Genomic DNA, 17,248 nt, shown 5'->3' on the forward strand with positions numbered 1-17,248 from the left:
AAATTCAGCCGAATAGCGTACCTTATGGATTATTCACGCTTTTTACAGGCATGCATTAATGGAGGTTCAGTGGACGCGATTAAGGGCTCGGAGCTGAAAGTGCCGGACGCCATCTTTGCATGGGTGCTCGACGGGCAGGGCGGCGTAAAGCCGCTGGCTGATAACGATAATATCGATAAGAGCAATCCCTGCTGGCTACATCTCAATTATACCCATACCGACAGCGCCGACTGGTTAGCCGCCACGCCGCTGTTGCCGAATAACGTTCGCGACGCGCTGGCCGGAGAAAGTACGCGCCCGCGGGTAACGCGCATCGGCGACGGCGCGCTAATCACCTTGCGTTGTATTAACGGCAGCACCGATGAACGCCCCGATCAACTGGTGGCGATGCGTCTGTATATGGACGAGCGGCTGATCGTCTCCACCCGTCAGCGTAAAGTACTGGCGCTGGATGATGTGCTGGGCGATCTGCAGGAGGGCAACGGGCCGACGGATTGCGGCAGCTGGCTGGTGGAAATCTGCGATGCGTTGACCGATCACGCCAGCGAGTTTATTGAACAGCTGCACGACCGGATTATCGACCTTGAAGATGACCTGCTTGACCAGCAGGTGCCGCCGCGCGGTTTTCTGGCGTTGCTGCGTAAGCAGCTTATCGTGATGCGCCGCTATATGGCCCCGCAGCGCGATGTCTACGCCCGCCTCGCCAGTGAACGCCTGCCGTGGATGAGTGACGATCATCGTCGCCGGATGCAGGATATTGCCGACCGTCTTGGACGGGGGCTTGATGAGATTGACAGCTGTATTGCCCGCACGGCGATCATGAGCGATGAAATCGCACAGATTATGCAGGAGTCGCTGTCGCGGCGGACTTACACGATGTCGTTGATGGCGATGGTCTTTTTGCCCAGCACCTTCCTGACCGGGCTGTTTGGCGTCAACCTTGGCGGTATCCCGGGGAACAGCTGGCATCTTGGTTTTTCGATTTTTTGCGTAATGTTAGTTGTTCTAATTGGCGGTGTTACTTGGTGGTTACATCGTAGTAAATGGTTGTAAGAAATTGTCTTTACAGGCGATTTTGCCGTTGAAACCCCGGCAATATTTGAGCGAAATCAATAAACCTTCTACCCATTCAGGGCAATATCTCTCTCGCAGGTGAATGCAACGTCAAGCGATGGGCGTTGCGCTCCATATTGTCTTACTTCCTTTTTTGAATTACTGCATAGCACAATTGATTCGTACGACGCCGACTTTATTGAGTCGGCTTTTTTTTTGCCCTCTGCCAGCTAACTTCTACGCTTAAAGAATAGTCCTGTAAATAGAGGGGATAAACTATGCGTAAAATGGCGCTATCATTGCAGTCGATACCCATCGGCCCTGAGCCTAACGATCCGGTGCCCGTTCCCGATCCGCGGCCTCGTCCACACCCGCTTCCCGACCCGCCGCCGGACGATGACCCGATTAAATTGTCGCATCAAGAGCGGAGATCTGCGAGGATACGCGCCTGCAGATTGTCCGCCCTTTAATGCGAGAAAACATTGTGACCGCTTTTTCAACACTGAACCTTTTGCCCGAAGCTCAACTGAACAACCTTAACGAACTGGGATACCACGCGATGACGCCGGTGCAGGCCGCCGCGTTGCCGGCAATCCTGGCAGGGAAGGATGTGCGCGTACAGGCGAAAACCGGCAGCGGTAAAACGGCGGCCTTTGGTCTGGGATTGCTGCAGCACGTTGACGCCGGTCTGTTCCAGACCCAGTCACTGGTTCTGTGCCCGACCCGCGAACTGGCGGATCAGGTTGCTGGCGAACTGCGTCGCCTGGCGCGCTTTTTGCCAAATATTAAAATATTAACCCTCTGCGGCGGCCAGCCTTTCGGCGCCCAGCGCGATTCCTTACAGCATGCGCCGCATATTATTGTCGCCACGCCGGGTCGCCTGCTTGACCACCTGCAGAAGGGGACCGTGTCGCTGGATGCGCTGCAGACGCTGGTTATGGATGAAGCCGATCGCATGCTTGATATGGGCTTCAGCGATGCTATCGATGAAGTGATTCGTTATGCGCCGGCTTCGCGCCAGACTTTACTGTTCTCCGCGACCTGGCCGGAAGCCATCGCTGCGATCAGCGGCCGGGTGCAGCGGGATCCGCAGACGATCGAAATCGATAGCGTTGATGCGCTGCCGTCTATTGAACAGCAGTTCTTCGACGTTTCGCAAAGCGGTAAAATCAAGCTGCTGCAAAAATTGCTCAGCCAGCATCAGCCGGCTTCCTGCGTGGTATTTTGTAATACTAAGCGCGATTGTCAGGCGGTGTGCGATGCATTGAACGCTGCCGGCCAGAGCGCGCTGTCGCTTCATGGCGACCTGGAACAGCGTGACCGCGATCAGACGTTGGTACGTTTTGCTAACGGTAGCGCCCGCGTACTGGTGGCGACCGACGTCGCGGCGCGCGGCCTGGATATCAAATCGCTGGAGCTGGTGGTTAACTTTGAACTGGCGTGGGATCCTGAAGTGCACGTTCACCGTATCGGGCGAACCGCCCGCGCAGGCGAAAGCGGCCTGGCGATTAGTTTCTGCGCGCCGGAAGAGGCGCAGCGCGCTAACATTCTTGCCGAAATGCTGCAGATCAAACTCAACTGGGCTAACGCGCCGGCGGGTAATCATATTGCGCCGCTGCAGGCGGAGATGGCGACCCTGTGTATCGATGGCGGTAAGAAGGCGAAGATGCGTCCGGGCGATGTGCTGGGGGCGTTAACTGGCGATATGGGGTTTGATGGCGCCGATATCGGTAAGATCAACGTTCATCCCGCGCATGTTTATGTCGCTATCCGCCAGGGCGTGGCGCAGAAGGCGTATAAGCAGTTGCAAAACGGCAAGATTAAAGGCAAGTCCTGCCGCGTACGTCTGCTGAAGTAAGGGGCGGCAAGTGACGGTCTCCGGCGGTTGCCGGAGACGTGTTGCTTGTTATTTTACTTCAACCACATTCAGACGCAGTTCATCTAACTGAGCGTCTTCTTCTTCCGGCTGCCAGCCCGCAGGCTGCAGCGGGATCTCTTCGCGGTCAAAAGCCAGATCGCCGCCGTCAACCACCGCCGATCCGTGAGTGATGGATTTAAAATCAAACAGATTGACGTCGCTCAGGTGCGACGGCACCACGTTCTGCATTGCGCTAAACATGGTTTCGATACGGCCAGGATAGCGTTTATCCCAATCGCGCAGCATATCGGCGATCACCTGACGCTGCAGGTTAGGTTGGGATCCGCACAGGTTGCAAGGAATGATCGGGAAGCCTTTGGCTTGCGAGAAGCGTTCGATATCTTTTTCGCGGCAGTAGGCCAGCGGGCGGATAACGATATGCTTGCCGTCATCGCTCATTAGCTTCGGCGGCATACCTTTCATTTTGCCGCCGTAGAACATGTTGAGGAACAGCGTCTGCAGGATATCGTCGCGGTGATGGCCGAGCGCGATTTTGGTCGCGCCCAGTTCGGTCGCCGTACGGTAGAGAATGCCGCGGCGCAGACGAGAGCACAGTGAGCAAGTGGTTTTGCCTTCCGGGATTTTCTCTTTAACGATGCCGTAAGTGTTCTCTTCGACAATCTTATACTCAACGCCCAGCTGTTCCAGATACGCCGGCAGAATGTGCTCCGGGAAGCCCGGCTGTTTCTGATCGAGGTTAACGGCTACCAGCGAAAAAGAAATAGGCGCGCTTTTTTGCAGGCTGCGCAGAATTTCCAGCATGGTATAGCTGTCTTTGCCGCCCGAAAGACAGACCATAATACGGTCGCCATCTTCAATCATGTTGAAGTCGGCGATCGCCTCACCGACATTACGGCGCAGACGTTTCTGCAGCTTGTCGATGTTGTATTTTTCTTTTTTACTAATTTCTTGATTTTGCAGCATTTAATAGTGGCTCAATTCATAGTGTGGCATCAGAAGAGCACGCGTTGTGCCAGTCGCTGGAGCAATTCCCGCTGGCGCGTAGCAATGAGTGAGGTCTGATAGAAAACCGTGGCGTGTATGGTACGGATTCGGGGGGGCAATGTCAGCATCTTTCCGGCACTTTAATCCGCGAGGAGTAAAGATAATAAAGCCCGCCGGGCGGCGGGCTTTGCGATTATCTGACGACCAGTACCGAGCACTCGGCATGGCGCACTACCGCCGCGGCGTTAGAGCCGAGCAGATAAGTGGTGATGTCCGGGCGATGCGAGGCGATAATGACCAGGTCGGCAGGCAGCGATTTAGCCAGCGCCAGGATCTTATCTTTTGGCGAGCCTTCGGCAACGTGGAAATGCATTCTGTCTTCCGGAATGGCGAAGCCTTTGGCCAGTTCACGCAACTGTGCTTCCGATTCGGCGCGCAGTTCATCCATTGCCGGCAGTTCAGCGGTATAGGCCATACCCAGAGAGGCGTAGTAGGGTAGCGAAGGGATAACGGTGAGGAAATGCACCTGCGCGTCATCGACGCGTGCTTCGGATTCAACGTGGCGGATCACACGTTGAGTAAATTCTTTATCAGAAATATCGATGGGTACCAGAATCATTCTACTCATAAAACCTCCTGTTTTAATAACCACCAAAACAGTATGCCATCAGGATTGAGGTTCTGCTACTGCGTGAATCACAAATTGGTACGACAACCGGCAATTTATTGTTGGTTTAAGTGAAACGCCCGCCGTGAAAGGCGGGCGCAAGCATTAGAACTGATATACCAGACCCAGTGCTACGATATTGTCGGTAGAAATACCGTTGTCTTTATAGAAGTCGTCATTGCCGTCGAGCAGGTTGATTTTGTAATCAACGTAGGTGGACATATTACGGTTGAAGTAATAGGTCGCGCCGACATCCATATATTTAACCAGGTCTTGATCGGCATACTGACCTTTGTAGACCAGATCTTTACCTTTGGATTGCAGGTAGGAAATTGCCGGACGCAGGCCGAAATCGAACTGGTACTGTGCGGTAACTTCAAAGTTCTGCGTTTTGTTAGCAATGGTGCCATTCTGATTGCCGTATGGCGTCATGTTACGGGTTTCGGAATACATGGTCGCCAGATAGATGTTGTTCGCATCATATTTAACGCCTGCGGTCCAGGCGTCGGCTTTATCGCCGCCCGCGGTAGACTGATGGGTCTGCTCGTTGGTACGGTCAGAAGAGCTGTAGGCTGCGCCGAAGCTAACGCCCATACCTAAATCATAGGTAGAGGAGATACCGAAGCCGTCGCCATTGGAGTTTTTGACGCTGCGGCCATCGCCGTTAGCGGTTCCTTCCTGGCTGGCGGAAGAGTTAAATTCATGGCTGGCTTGGTTTTCGTTTTTACCCTGATACTGAAGCGCGAAGTTCAGGCCGTTAACCAGGCCGAAGAAATCGCTGTTACGATAGGTCGCGACACCGTTGGCGCGGCCGGTCATAAAGTTGTCGGACTGGGTATAAGAGTCGCCGCCGAACTCTGGTAGCATATCGGTCCAGGCTTCCACGTCGTACAGGACGCCGTAGTTACGGCCATAGTCGAATGAACCGTAGTCGCCCGCTTTGATCCCGGCGAACGCCAGACGAGTCCATGCCTGATCGCCGGAGCTTTCGGTGTTGTTGGCCTGAACGTTGTATTCCCACTGACCATAGCCGGTGAGCATATTGTTAATTTGCGTTTCACCTTTAAAGCCGAAACGCAGGTAGGTCTGGTCGCCGTCTTTGCTGGAGTCGCTGGAGAAATAATGTAAACCGTCTACCTTGCCGTAGAGATCTAATTTGTTGCCATCTTTATTATAAATTTCTGCCGCGTGAGCAGCGCCGGCAGCCAATAATGCCGGGATAACCAATGCCAGTGCTTTTCTTTTCATTTGGATATTCCTTTAACTATTTTTGTTTTAACTTCCTGGGTGGAAGTACGGCCATGCTAAAGGAGCGCATTCTGATATGATAAGTATCAATTGTTACAATATAAGTAAATTCTAAAGTAAATAAATATACAGTAATGATAATTTTCCGCATGAATGGTTTGCGGGTAAATATATAAAATAAAAATTATACAATACAGATTGAATATCGTATTCTGACTGCGTTATATGCCTTTATTGTCATTGAATCCTTATATTGTTGCCGTCTCATTCATATTGAATGATTAATTCGTCGGAAAATGACAAGCCCGAATAGATTTACTATTCGGGCTTTTTTTATAGCACCAGATTTGCGTCAGCCGGTTTAGCTTTCGGTTGTCGGTTTCTCCGCTTTACCTGCCAGCTGGGCCAGGAAGTCATAGCGTTTTTGTAGGTCGGCGGCCGCGTCTTTCCACAACTGCTCGGCAACTTCCGGCTGCTGGGCGTTCAGGCGGCGGAAGCGTTGCTCGTTGAGCAGCGTCTCAGCCAGCGCGTCTGACGGCGGGCGCGAGTCCAGCGCCAGCGGCAGCTTACCTTCATCGGCGCGACGCGGGTCGAAGCGGTACAGCGGCCAGAAGCCGGTTGCCGTCAGCTGGCGCATCTGGTCGTGGCTTAGCGCCAGGTCGTAACCGTGCTCCTCGCACGGGCTATAGGCGATAATCAACGAAGGACCCGGATAGGCTTCCGCTTCCTGAATGGCTTTCACCGTCTGGTTAAGCTGCGCGCCGAGCGAAATCTGCGCCACATAGACATGACCGTACATCATCATGCTCACGCCGAGATCTTTGCGTGCCTTACGTTTGCCGTGCTCGCCAAACTTGGTGACCGCGCCGAGCGGCGTCGCCTTCGATGCCTGCCCGCCGGTGTTTGAGTAACACTGGGTATCGAGCACCAGGATATTGACGTTTTCCGTCAGGCTCAGCACGTGGTCAAGGCCGCCAAAGCCAATATCATAGGCCCAGCCATCACCGCCGATAAGCCAGACCGATTTCTCAACTAACGCATCCGCATCGGTGAGCAGCTCTTCGGCTCCGGCGACGCCCGTCAGCGCCTGACGCAGTTCGGCGACCTGTTCTCGGCGCGCTTCCGGCGACGCTTGCGCATGTAGCGCGGCATTCAGTTCAGCCGGCAGCTTATCGGCAAATTCGCTCAACAGCCGCATTACGCGCTGGCGGTGTTGATCGACGGTTAAGCGGAAGCCCAGGCCGAATTCGGCGTTGTCTTCAAACAACGAGTTGGCCCACGCCGGACCGCGGCCGTTAGCGTCAGTGGTATAAGGCGTTGAGGGAAGGTTGCCGCCGTAAATAGAGGAACAGCCGGTGGCGTTGGCAATCAACATCCGATCGCCATACAGCTGGGTCAACAGTTTGATATACGGCGTTTCGCCGCAGCCGGAGCAGGCGCCGGAGTATTCAAACAGCGGACTAATCAGCTGCGAGGTACGAATATCAATGCGCTCAAGTTTCGTGCGATCGATTTCCGGCAGATTGAGGAAGTAATCATAATTGACTTTCTCTTCTTCAACGTGCTCAAGGCGTGACATCATATTGATGGCCTTGATGTCCGGATTCTGGCGATCTTTCGCCGGACACACTTCGACGCACAGGTTGCAGCCGGTGCAATCTTCCGGCGCGACCTGCAGAACGTACTTCTGCCCGCGCATATCGCGTGATTTCACATCCAGCGAGTGCAGGCTGGCAGGGGCGTTTTCCATCTCTTGCGGTGAGACCACTTTGGCGCGGATTGCCGAATGCGGACAGGCGGCGACGCAGTGGTTGCACTGGGTACACAGCTCCTCCTTCCAGATAGGGATCTCTTCGGCAATGTTGCGTTTTTCCCAACGGGTTGTGCCCATGGGCCAGGTACCATCTGGCGGCAGCGCGGAAACCGGCAGCGCATCGCCAAGACCGGCAAGCATCGCCGCGGTGACGGTTTTGACAAAGTCCGGCGCGGCATCGGAGACCACTGGCGGACGATTAGGGCTGCTGGCGTTAACCGGCTGCAGCGGCACTTCCGCCAGCGATTCGCGGGCCAGCGCCAGCGCCTGCCAGTTGCGTTCCACCAGCTCCTGACCTTTACTGCTATAACTTTTGGCAATCGCACCCTGCAGTTCGGCCAGCGCGCTGTCGCCCGGCAGGATTTGGGTTAAATGGAAAAAAGCCATCTGCATAACGGTGTTGATGCGCGCGCCAAGGCTGCACTCGCGGGCGATTTTCGCCGCGTTAACCACATAAAAGCGTGCTTGCTTTTGATTCAGCGCGGCCTGTACTTCCTGCGGCAGGCGGGACCAAACCTCATCAGCGCTGTAGGGCGTATTGAGCAGGAAAATGCCGCCGGGCTTCAACCGCTCTACCATCTGATATTTATCGATAAATTGCAGCTGGTGGCAGCCAACGAAATCGGCCTGCGAGATAAGATACGACGAGCGGATCGGTTTTTCGCTAACACGCAGGTGCGAGACGGTCAGGCCGCCGGCCTTCTTCGAATCATAGACAAAATAGCCCTGCGAGAACCACGGCGTGGAGTTGCCGATAATCTTGATATTGTTTTTGGTCGCCGAGACGCTACCGTCGCTGCCGAGGCCGTAAAACAGCGCTTCCAGCTTCGCTTCCGCAGGTAGCGTGTTTTCCGCCAGCGGCAGCGAAAGGTTCGTCACATCATCGTATATGCCAACGGTAAAACGAGGCTTGGGCTGTGCGGCTTGTAATTCATTGAAGATAGCCAGCACGCATTCCGGGCCAAACTCTTTGGACGAGAGACCATAACGGCCGCCAATAGTACGCGGTAGCGTTTCGCGCTCGCCGCGGTTGAAGGCTTCCGCCAGTGCGGTCATAACATCGAGGTATAGCGGTTCGGCCAGCGCGCCGGGTTCTTTGGTGCGATCCAGTACGGCAACCGCGCGGGCGCTTTCCGGTAAGGCCTGCAGCAGATGCGCGGCGGAGAACGGGCGATAGAGGCGAACTTTCAGCACACCGACTTTTTCCCCACGGCTCAGCAGTTCATCAACGACCTCTTCACAGGTACCGATAGCGGACCCCATGATGACAATAACTCGTTCCGCCTGCGGATGACCGTAAAATTCGAACGGTTTGTACTGGCGACCGGTGGCGGCGGCGAAATCATTCATCGCCGTTTCAACGTGCTCGTACACCGCGTCGTACCAAGGGTTGGTTGCTTCACGGGACTGGAAATAAGTGTCGGGATTGGCGGAGGTGCCGCGAATGACCGGATGCTCCGGGTTAAGGGCGCGTTGGCGATGCTCGGCGATTTTATCCTGCGGCAGCAGGGAACGAATGGTGTCATCCGCCAGCGGAGCGATTTTGTTGATTTCGTGCGAGGTGCGGAAACCATCAAAGAAATGAATAAACGGCACGCGGCTTTGCAGCGTGGCGATATGGGAAATCAGCGCGAAGTCCTGCGCTTCCTGGACGCTGCTGGCGCAGAGCATCGCGCAGCCGGTCTGACGCACGGCCATCACGTCGGAATGATCGCCGAAAATTGACAGCGCATGAGTGGCGACGGTACGGGCGGCGACATGCAGGACAAAAGGCATCAACTGGCCGGCCAGCTTGTACAGCGTCGGGATCATCAGCAGCAGGCCCTGCGATGACGTAAAGGAAGTGGAAAGGGCGCCGGTCTGCAGCGCGCCGTGCACGGCGCCGATAGCCCCGGCTTCCGACTGCATTTCGACCACGCGGGGGACGTCCCCCCAGACGTTTTTCAGCCCATCGCCAGACCAGGCGTCGGCCTGCTCCGCCATCGTTGAACTGGGCGTAATCGGGTAGATGGCGATAACTTCACTCGTGCGAAACGCGACTGAAGCGACCGCGCCATTACCGTCAATCGTAATCATAAGAAGACACCCTTACATTGCGCAAAAAGAAGGGACTCGTGAAACGGCGACGAGTCCTGTTGTTATTTCCATATTTTAGCAAACGCCCGCCGCGACCATTTTCGCATTTGTGTCCTTGGGAATGTCCTTATCTATGTTTGGATCAATTTTTTGGCGGAAAAACAGAAAAGTGGCTGACCAGAGAGCTCAAAAGGTAGTGACGGATACCGGCGATGCATCGCTTAAACAAAGCAAAATATATTTTTAAATTTAATAGCTTTTAGCCAACCGGCAATCGCGTGCTATTTATTTGCTGCGGTGAATTCCCCTCTGCGGCGGAGCGTTCAGTTCAGTTCCCTGTTGGCGAAAATTAGCACGCGAATTAGCTCGAACTGGCTAATTCACCGGGAGGCACCCGGCACCGCAATCATCATGTGCAAACTATGCCGCCCGGTCGCTGCAACCGTGATTTTTTCGTCGGGAAAATATTTCGGGCTGGGATGAAAGCCTCGCTGGTAAGGCGCTTTGCCTGCCGAGATCAAGCTTTAAGCGGAAAATTTGCTAGAAAATGTTAATGAGGCGCATAAATACGTATTTCGCCTCTCGACGGCAGGCGCTGCGCTGCCTATTATTCTTGAGTTTGTTTATTCTAAGATGTTTCTGAAAGGGGGAGAGGATGCGAGCTGCGTTTTTAGTGGGGTGCGCTGCGTTATTACTGTCGGCTTGTAGCAACGAGCCGGTGCAACAGGCCACCGCGGCACACGTACCGCCCGGCATGCGCGCGGCGATGAGCGACAGCGGCCAGGCGAATTGCGCGATGGTTGGCGGTTCATTATCCGTTGCCCGCCAGCTTGATGGCAGCGCTATTGGCATGTGTGCGCTACCGAATGGTAAACGCTGCAGCGAGCAGGCATTAGCGGGCGGAAGCTGCGGAAACTACTAATACGCAACGCGTCTCGCTACATTAAATCGGCGAGTTTATACACCAGTGATTGGTCGGCGGTCGCCAGCGTGAGCTGATTCTCCGTCAGATCGACCTGCGCGCCATCGCGCAGCATTTTGCTGAGGGTATTATCCAGCGCGTTCCGTTGCGGATCCGCGCACAGCTTACGCGTCATCGCCAGCTGTTCAACTTTTAGCTCGCCGTCAGACAGCTTGCCCTGGCCGCTGAAGCCGTTGCACATCGTGCCTGACACATACATTTTTTCGCCGAAGCTAATTTCCGGCGGTGGCGTCTGGCCTGTCGGCAGCGCCTGGCCGTTAACGCTGGTCAGCACAAAACGATGATGTTGCAGTTGTTCGGCGTTGGTAGAAACTTTACTGTTGTATACGCAGCCCGATAGCAGCATTCCCGCCGCCAGCAGTGCAGCAAACTTATTCATTCGTACTCCAAAACATTTGTCATATCAATAAAACGAAAAACAGTGTAACTGTAATGCAGGCAGGATCTGTGGGGATTGTCTGAATGTGCCCCCCGCTAACGGGGAGCACAAAAGGGGAAAGAAGCTTAGACCAGCGCGTTCGGGCAGGTTTCGCCCTTAGCAACCTGCTGAAGATTACTCAACGTTGTTTCGGAAATACCGATCAGCGCTTCAGCCGTCAGGAACGCCTGGTGGCCGGTAAACAACACGTTGTGGCAGGCGGAGAGCCGGCGGAACACGTCATCCTGAATGACATCGTTCGATTTATCTTCAAAGAACAGATCGCGTTCATTTTCATACACGTCCATTCCCAGCGCGCCGATTTTCTGATGCTTCAGCGCGTCGATAGCCGCTTGAGAATCGATTAGCGCGCCGCGGCTGGTATTAATGATCATCACGCCGTCTTTCATCTGATCGAAGGCTGCCTGATTGAGCAGGTGATAGTTTTCGTCGGTAAGCGGGCAGTGCAGCGAGATAACGTCGGACTGCGCGTACAGCGTCGGCAGGTCGACATATTCAACGCCGAGATCCAGCGCCGCCGCGCTCGGATAGGGATCAAACGCCAGCAGGCGCATACCGAAACCTTTAAGGATCCGCAGCGTCGCGACGCCGATTTTGCCGGTGCCGATCACTCCCGCGGTTTTACCGTACATCGTGAAGCCGGTCAGCCCTTCCAGCGAGAAGTTGGCATCGCGGGTACGTTGGTAAGCACGGTGGATACGGCGGTTCAGGGACATCATCATACCGATGGCGTGTTCTGCTACGGCTTCCGGCGAGTAGGCAGGAACGCGCACGACGCGCAGACCCAGCTCTTTAGCACCGTCAAGATCGACGTTGTTAAACCCGGCGCAGCGCAGCGCGATGTATTTCACGCCGTGGGCTTTCAGCTCTTCCAGCACCGGACGGCTACCGTCGTCGTTAACGAAGATACATACCGCTTCACAACCGTTGGCCGTTTTTGCGGTCTTTTCGGTCAGCAGGAAGTCGAAAAATTCCAGTTCAAAGCCGTATGCGTCGTTAACATGCTGCAGATACTTTTTATCGTACTGCTTGGTACTATAAACAGCGATTTTCATAAGGCTTTCCTCTAGTGATAATACCGTCACGGTAGCATAATTAAAATAATCTTACAAATATTAAAAATTAGTTTAATCATCAGGTTATGATATTAATTCTAGAGCATATCGCAGTCTTAAGAAATCTCTTTAAAAGACAATACGTTTCACCAAAAACTAAGGCTAAATGCTCCCGGCGCCAGCAGGATAAATGGCCAGAGTAAACCCGATGCAACGTTGGCCACCTGAAAACGCCATAGCGGCGTACCGCTGGCGCCGGTAACCAGCGGTAACGTTGCTCGCAGCGGCGACAGAAAGCGGCCAAAGAATACCGCCCAACCGCCGTGACGGCGCAGGAATAGCTGGCTGCGCAGCACTCGTTCGGCGCTGAGCCAGCGCAGACGCTGCAGATGATGCTGATAGCGACGGCCAATTTGCCATGAGAGCCAGAATCCGCCGATTGCGCCGAGGCTGGCGCTTAGCCACATTAGCAAGAAATGACCGATACTGGTTGACGCCAACGCCCCGAGCACCAGCAAACCGGAGGTCCCGGGGATCACAAAAGAGATGAGGGCGCAGGATTTACTGAAGGTCAGCAGGAAAACAATCAGTAATACCAATGAATAGTGGCTCTGCGCGCGTTCGATCAGCGAGATAATGAGCTCCACGGAATAACGGCTCCTTATTACCTGTTTTTCCAAGTGTCGCAGGCATAATTTAAACGAAGACTAAATATTTTTTCAGCAGAAATGAGTGCGGCTATCCTTAATCTGGACGTTAACTTTCACTCGCGGGTCGAACGTGCCACAATAGGCACTTATCGGCTTTTACTTAGAATCAGGATTTGACTGCCCATGAAGGGTAAATATAAAGCCGCTCTTGCGCTGTTATTAGCTCTAATTTTGCTGCCGTTGGCCCTGCTGGCCACATTAACGCATTGGGTTCCGACGCTGGCGGGTATCTGGCTGCCGGTCGGCACGCGGATCTCGCTTGGCGAAAGTCCGCGCCTGACGCGCTCCTCGTTGGTTATCCCCGATTTACGCTACCTGGTGGGCGATTGTGAAATTGCTCGCGTCAGCAACGCGCGTCTTACCCGTCCCAGCCGCTGGCGGTTACACCTGAGTGAACTGGATATCAATAGCGCCTGCCTGGCTAAGATCCCCGCCAGCGAGCCGCTCTCCGGCGCGCCGCGAACCCTCGCCGAGTGGCAATCGATGCTGCCGTATAGCTGGTTAACTATCGACAATCTGCGCCTGTCGCCGTGGGAAAAATGGCAGGGAAAACTGGTGATGTCGTTGACGCCTGGGCAGCAGGATATCGGTTATTCAGGCAAAGAGGTCACACTACAGGCGAAACTGCGCGGCCAGACCTTAACGGTCAGCAATTTCAGCGCGCGGCTGGTGGAAGATCAGGCGCCGGTTAAGCTGGTCGGTGAATTCGAAATGCCGCTGGTGCCGGATGGCCTACCGGTCGATGGTCATCTGGTCAGCACTTTCGAATTCCCGCAAACGCCGGGTCTGGTGGATGCGGAACTGGAATGGCAGAAAAATCGCGGCCAGCTGCTGGTCACGCCGCGCGGTGAGGTTGAGCCGATGCTGGATTTGCCTTGGGAGATAACCCCTGAACGTATCACCATCAGCGACGGGCGCTGGAACGCGGTTTATGCCGGCTATCCGCTTAGCGGGCGGGTGGCGCTATCGGTTGGCGACTGGCAAAAAGGCACCGAAGAGATGGAAATCAGCGGCCGGCTCAATGTGTTAACGCACGGTGAAGCCGGTAAGGGGAACGCCGTGCTGAACATTGGCCCAGGTAAGCTAAGCATGGATCACAGCGACATGCCGCTCAGCCTGACCGGCGAAGCCAAGCTCGACGATATGATTTTTTACGCCGTGCTGCCCGCCAAACTCAGCGGGCCGCTAACGACGCCGGAGCTGGCTTTTCATCCCGGCGCGCTGCTGCGTTCGCGCGGGCGGGTGATTGACTCGCTGAATATCGATGAGATCCGCCTGCCGTTGGCGGGAGTGAAAGTGACTCAGCAGGGGGTGGATGGCCGCCTGCAGGCGATACTGCGCGCCCACGAACAGGAAATGGGCGATTTCATCCTGCACCTGGATGGGCAGGCCGACAACTTTATGCCCGACCGCGGTCGCTGGTCGTGGCGATACTGGGGAGATGGTCACTTTACGCCGATGCAGGCGCGCTGGGATGTGAAGGGCGCCGGCGAGTGGCGGGACAGCGCCATTATTCTTAACAGCCTGTCGACCGGGTTCGATAAGCTACAGTACGGCACCATGCTGGTCAGCACGCCGCGCCTGACCCTCGATAAACCCATTCACTGGCTGCGCAATGAACAGCATCCAAAATTCAGCGGCGCGTTGTCGCTTGATGCCGGTAAAACCACTTTCAGCGGCGGCAGCGTTCTGCCGCCGTCAACGCTCAAGTTCAATATTGATGGCCGCGATCCGACCTGGTTCCTGTTTAACGGCTCATTACACGCGGAGAAAATCGGCCCGATTCGTCTGACCGGCCGTTGGGACGGCGAACGCCTGCGTGGCCAGGCCTGGTGGCCGAAACAGTCGCTAAGCGTATTTCAGCCGCTGATCCCGCCGGACTGGAAAATGACCCTGCGTGAAGGTGATATGTATGCGCAGGTAGCATTTTCCGCGGCAGCCGGGCAGGGCTTTGAGGCCGGTGGCCACGGCGTCTTAAAAGGCGGTAGCGCCTGGATGCCGGACAACCAGATCAACGGCGTCGACTTTGTTCTGCCATTCCGCTTCAGCGGCGGAAGCTGGCAGCTCGGTACCCGCCGTCCGGTTTCGCTGCGTATTGGCGAAATCGTCAACCAGTTTACCGCCAAAAATCTCAGCGCCGATCTCCAGGGAACATGGCCCTGGAGCGAGCAGGATCCGCTGGAATTGAGCAACGTCAATGTTGATATCCTTGGCGGTAAGCTGACCATGCAGCAGCTAAGGATGCCGCAGCATCAGCCGGCGCTACTGCGTCTGCAGAATATCTCCAGTAGTGAATTAATCAGCGCCATCAAAGTAAAACAGTTTGCGGTGTCTGGCGCGTTTAACGGCGCGTTACCGTTATGGCTGAACAACGATCAGTGGATTATTAAAGACGGCTGGTTTAGCAACCCCGGCCCGATGACCATGCGTCTGGATAAAGATACCGCCGATGCGCTGGTGGCCGACAACGTTTCCGCCGGCGCGGCGATCAACTGGCTGCGCTATATGGAAGTCTCGAAATCCTGGACGCGTATCAACCTTGATAATCTCGGCAAGCTGACGATGAGCGCGGCGATTAGCGGCACCAGCCGGGTGGACGGAAAAAGCAGCACTGTGCATTTAAACTATACCCATGAAGAGAATATTTTCGATCTGTGGCGCAGCTTGCGCTTCGGCGATAATTTGCAGGCATGGCTTGAGCAGAATGCGAAACTGCCCGCCCCGCGCTGTACGGATACATGTAAGGAACCAAAATGATAAAACTGTTCGCCGCGGCGCTGGCGACCCTGCTGCTGGCAGGCTGTACGCCGCGTATTGAAATCGCCGCGTCCAAGGAGCCGATCACCATCAATATGAATGTCAAAATTGAGCATGAGATTCATATTAAGGTGGATAAGGACGTCGAAAATCTGCTGAAGTCGCGTAGCGATCTGTTCTGAGGCGATAATGAAAAAACGACTGCTGACAGCCACTCTGGCGTTAATGCTGTTGAGTAGCCCGGCGCTGGCGCTGACCTTGAATGAGGCGCGGGCGCAGGGGCGGGTGGGGGAAACGCTGAACGGCTACCTGGCGCCGCTGAAACAGGATGCGCAGACGTTGGCGTTAGTTAAACAGATTAATGCCGCGCGCAGCGAAAGCTATCAGCAACTGGCGGATGACAATAACCTGCCGGTGGATGAAGTGGCGAAAATGGCCGGGCAGAAGCTGGTCGCCCGGGCGCAGCCGGGGGAATATGTGCAGGGTATTAACGGCAAATGGCTGCGCAAATAGTTAACGATAGCGCTTACGGTATTCGCCGGGCGATACGCCGAAGCGCTGCTTAAACGCAGTCGAAAAATGGCTATGGTCGGTAAAGCCCCAACTGTAGCCAATTCCCGCCAGCTTCTCTTCATCGTGGGCGTTTTGTAGCGCCCGTGCGCACAGGTCGAGACGCCGGTTTTTAATATACTGCGCGACCACCAGCCCCTTATCGGCAAACAGGCGGTACAGGCTGCGTACAGACATGCCGGTTTCCCCGGCCAGCCACTCCGGACGCAGCTGCTCTGACTGTATCGACTCATCTATCAACGCCATGATTTTTTGAAATTGCTTGTCCCGGCGCGTCGGCGGCGCGTCATGCTGCTGCAGCATTGGGCGTAACAGGCAGACGATAGCCTCCAGCGCCGCTTCGCCTTCGCTTTCTGAGAGCGCCGGGCTGCGCATACTTTCTTGCAGCAGCCGTTGGCTAAGCTGGACCATCGGCAGCGTTTTATTCAGCCGGGTGGCGATGCTGATGTCGCTGCCGTGCAGCTGGCTTTCCACAAGCTGGCGGGGCAGCAGCAGCGAAGCCTGTTTTGACGTTTGTTGCCAGAATATAGAGCAGGGACGTGAGGCATCAATGAGCGTGATATCGCCGGCCTCAAGCACTACCTGGCGCTCGTCCTGCTCGATAGCCGCCTGGCCCTCGAGCTGAAAAACGGTATAGAACCAGGCGTCGTTGTCGCGTTTAATTTCATTACGGGTGCGGTAAAGATTGACGCCGCGGGCGGTGACGGTACTGACTTTGAGGCTGCCGGTATAGCTTGCATCAATCTCGCCATGGAACGCGCCTTCCAGCGGACGGGCGGCAAAATGGCCGCATACCTGATTAATCTTCGCTAACCAACGCTGATAGTCCTGCCCGCTTTCTACCGTCGCCATCGTCTGCACCCTGTAAAAATAATGTTTCTGTATTGTTGCATTTACGCCGTGAGTGGCAAGAGCGCAGCGTGGAGTATATGAAAGAACTATTACCTACGGCACATTTCGCCGCCTGCCAGGGTGCTTAATTGCGGGACCTGTCACAGCGGCAAAAATGATTGTC

Annotated in this window: 15 protein-coding genes; 7 read left to right on the top strand and 8 right to left on the bottom strand. The window is 55.1% G+C overall.

Annotated elements, in window-relative coordinates; translation table 11 throughout:
- The first annotated feature begins 69 nt into the window (after positions 1–69).
- The 3 genes from zntB to dbpA all read left to right on the top strand — a co-directional run bounded on the left by zntB (position 70) and on the right by dbpA (position 2,911).
- Positions 70–1,053: a zinc transporter ZntB gene (gene zntB / locus AC22LX_RS00705; RefSeq protein WP_045397470.1), complete on the top strand. Its 984-nt coding sequence runs from the start codon at positions 70–72 to the stop codon at positions 1,051–1,053.
- 287 nt (positions 1,054–1,340) lie between these two features.
- Positions 1,341–1,523, top strand: a complete 183-nt coding sequence (ynaL, locus tag AC22LX_RS00710) for a proline-rich small protein YnaL (protein WP_071596126.1) — start codon at positions 1,341–1,343, stop codon at positions 1,521–1,523.
- 14 nt (positions 1,524–1,537) lie between these two features.
- On the top strand, positions 1,538–2,911 hold the full coding sequence (gene dbpA, locus AC22LX_RS00715) for an ATP-dependent RNA helicase DbpA (protein WP_049060505.1): 1,374 nt from the start codon (positions 1,538–1,540) through the stop codon (positions 2,909–2,911).
- A gap of 48 nt (positions 2,912–2,959) precedes the next feature.
- Here dbpA and ttcA read toward each other — a convergent pair whose 3' ends face one another.
- The 4 genes from ttcA to nifJ all read right to left on the bottom strand — a co-directional run bounded on the left by ttcA (position 2,960) and on the right by nifJ (position 9,720).
- Positions 2,960–3,895 carry a tRNA 2-thiocytidine(32) synthetase TtcA gene (gene ttcA / locus AC22LX_RS00720; protein WP_015366315.1) on the bottom strand — a complete coding sequence of 312 codons (936 nt, stop codon included), beginning with the start codon at positions 3,893–3,895 and terminating at the stop codon, positions 2,960–2,962.
- Between the two features lie 214 nt (positions 3,896–4,109).
- Entirely contained in the window at positions 4,110–4,544 is a 435-nt protein-coding gene (gene uspF / locus AC22LX_RS00725) for a universal stress protein UspF (RefSeq protein WP_015366316.1), read from the bottom strand.
- 144 nt (positions 4,545–4,688) lie between these two features.
- Positions 4,689–5,831: a porin OmpC gene (ompC, locus tag AC22LX_RS00730; RefSeq protein WP_045397467.1), complete on the bottom strand. Its 1,143-nt coding sequence runs from the start codon at positions 5,829–5,831 to the stop codon at positions 4,689–4,691.
- A gap of 361 nt (positions 5,832–6,192) precedes the next feature.
- The gene (gene nifJ, locus AC22LX_RS00735; RefSeq protein WP_213797133.1) at positions 6,193–9,720 is read right to left on the bottom strand and encodes a pyruvate:ferredoxin (flavodoxin) oxidoreductase; all 3,528 of its coding nucleotides are present in this window, start codon (positions 9,718–9,720) and stop codon (positions 6,193–6,195) included.
- A 655-nt stretch (positions 9,721–10,375) separates the two neighbouring features.
- On the opposite strand from nifJ, the gene AC22LX_RS00740 reads away from it, so the two are divergent.
- A complete protein-coding gene (locus tag AC22LX_RS00740) occupies positions 10,376–10,642 on the top strand; it encodes a putative hemolysin (RefSeq protein ID WP_032711780.1) in 267 nt (88 codons plus the stop codon).
- A 16-nt stretch (positions 10,643–10,658) separates the two neighbouring features.
- On the opposite strand, the gene hslJ is transcribed toward AC22LX_RS00740, so the two are convergent.
- The 3 genes from hslJ to AC22LX_RS00755 all read right to left on the bottom strand — a co-directional run bounded on the left by hslJ (position 10,659) and on the right by AC22LX_RS00755 (position 12,843).
- On the bottom strand, positions 10,659–11,081 hold the full coding sequence (gene hslJ / locus AC22LX_RS00745) for a heat shock protein HslJ (RefSeq protein ID WP_032711779.1): 423 nt from the start codon (positions 11,079–11,081) through the stop codon (positions 10,659–10,661).
- A gap of 125 nt (positions 11,082–11,206) precedes the next feature.
- Positions 11,207–12,196: a 2-hydroxyacid dehydrogenase gene (locus tag AC22LX_RS00750; protein ID WP_487333665.1), complete on the bottom strand. Its 990-nt coding sequence runs from the start codon at positions 12,194–12,196 to the stop codon at positions 11,207–11,209.
- A gap of 146 nt (positions 12,197–12,342) precedes the next feature.
- Complete coding sequence (locus AC22LX_RS00755) at positions 12,343–12,843, bottom strand: DedA family protein (protein WP_032708230.1); 501 nt, start codon at positions 12,841–12,843, stop codon at positions 12,343–12,345.
- Between the two features lie 186 nt (positions 12,844–13,029).
- Here AC22LX_RS00755 and AC22LX_RS00760 point away from each other — a divergent pair, with 186 nt between their 5' ends.
- Genes AC22LX_RS00760 through AC22LX_RS00770 form a run of 3 tightly spaced genes read left to right on the top strand, consistent with a single transcriptional unit; the run spans position 13,030 to position 16,176 of the window.
- Positions 13,030–15,663 (top strand): YdbH family protein, encoded by a 2,634-nt coding sequence (locus AC22LX_RS00760; RefSeq protein WP_063447845.1) that lies wholly within the window; start codon positions 13,030–13,032, stop codon positions 15,661–15,663.
- The gene (locus tag AC22LX_RS00765; RefSeq protein ID WP_015366326.1) at positions 15,660–15,845 is read left to right on the top strand and encodes a YnbE family lipoprotein; all 186 of its coding nucleotides are present in this window, start codon (positions 15,660–15,662) and stop codon (positions 15,843–15,845) included. The genes AC22LX_RS00760 and AC22LX_RS00765 overlap by 4 nt, the downstream gene beginning before the upstream one ends.
- Positions 15,846–15,852: 7 nt before the next feature.
- Positions 15,853–16,176, top strand: coding sequence for a YdbL family probable chaperone protein (locus AC22LX_RS00770; protein ID WP_047048925.1), 324 nt, complete (start codon positions 15,853–15,855; stop codon positions 16,174–16,176).
- Here the strand turns inward: AC22LX_RS00770 and feaR are convergent, their stop codons facing one another.
- On the bottom strand, positions 16,177–17,085 hold the full coding sequence (gene feaR, locus AC22LX_RS00775) for a transcriptional regulator FeaR (RefSeq protein ID WP_045393841.1): 909 nt from the start codon (positions 17,083–17,085) through the stop codon (positions 16,177–16,179).
- Positions 17,086–17,248: the final 163 nt, after the last annotated feature.

It is taken from the genome of Klebsiella sp. PK01 (assembly GCF_057624675.1).

What these genes read in the sequence shown, in the direction of transcription:
- ynaL (WP_071596126.1), top strand. Translation starts at nt 1,341, where the DNA reads ATGGCGCTATCATTGCAGTCGATACCCATCGGCCCTGAGCCTAACGAT.
- ttcA (WP_015366315.1), bottom strand. Translation starts at nt 3,895, where the DNA reads ATGCTGCAAAATCAAGAAATTAGTAAAAAAGAAAAATACAACATCGAC.
- uspF (WP_015366316.1), bottom strand. Translation starts at nt 4,544, where the DNA reads ATGAGTAGAATGATTCTGGTACCCATCGATATTTCTGATAAAGAATTT.
- ompC (WP_045397467.1), bottom strand. Translation starts at nt 5,831, where the DNA reads ATGAAAAGAAAAGCACTGGCATTGGTTATCCCGGCATTATTGGCTGCC.
- nifJ (WP_213797133.1), bottom strand. Translation starts at nt 9,720, where the DNA reads ATGATTACGATTGACGGTAATGGCGCGGTCGCTTCAGTCGCGTTTCGC.
- AC22LX_RS00740 (WP_032711780.1), top strand. Translation starts at nt 10,376, where the DNA reads ATGCGAGCTGCGTTTTTAGTGGGGTGCGCTGCGTTATTACTGTCGGCT.
- hslJ (WP_032711779.1), bottom strand. Translation starts at nt 11,081, where the DNA reads ATGAATAAGTTTGCTGCACTGCTGGCGGCGGGAATGCTGCTATCGGGC.
- AC22LX_RS00750 (WP_487333665.1), bottom strand. Translation starts at nt 12,196, where the DNA reads ATGAAAATCGCTGTTTATAGTACCAAGCAGTACGATAAAAAGTATCTG.
- AC22LX_RS00760 (WP_063447845.1), top strand. Translation starts at nt 13,030, where the DNA reads ATGAAGGGTAAATATAAAGCCGCTCTTGCGCTGTTATTAGCTCTAATT.
- AC22LX_RS00765 (WP_015366326.1), top strand. Translation starts at nt 15,660, where the DNA reads ATGATAAAACTGTTCGCCGCGGCGCTGGCGACCCTGCTGCTGGCAGGC.
- AC22LX_RS00770 (WP_047048925.1), top strand. Translation starts at nt 15,853, where the DNA reads ATGAAAAAACGACTGCTGACAGCCACTCTGGCGTTAATGCTGTTGAGT.
- feaR (WP_045393841.1), bottom strand. Translation starts at nt 17,085, where the DNA reads ATGGCGACGGTAGAAAGCGGGCAGGACTATCAGCGTTGGTTAGCGAAG.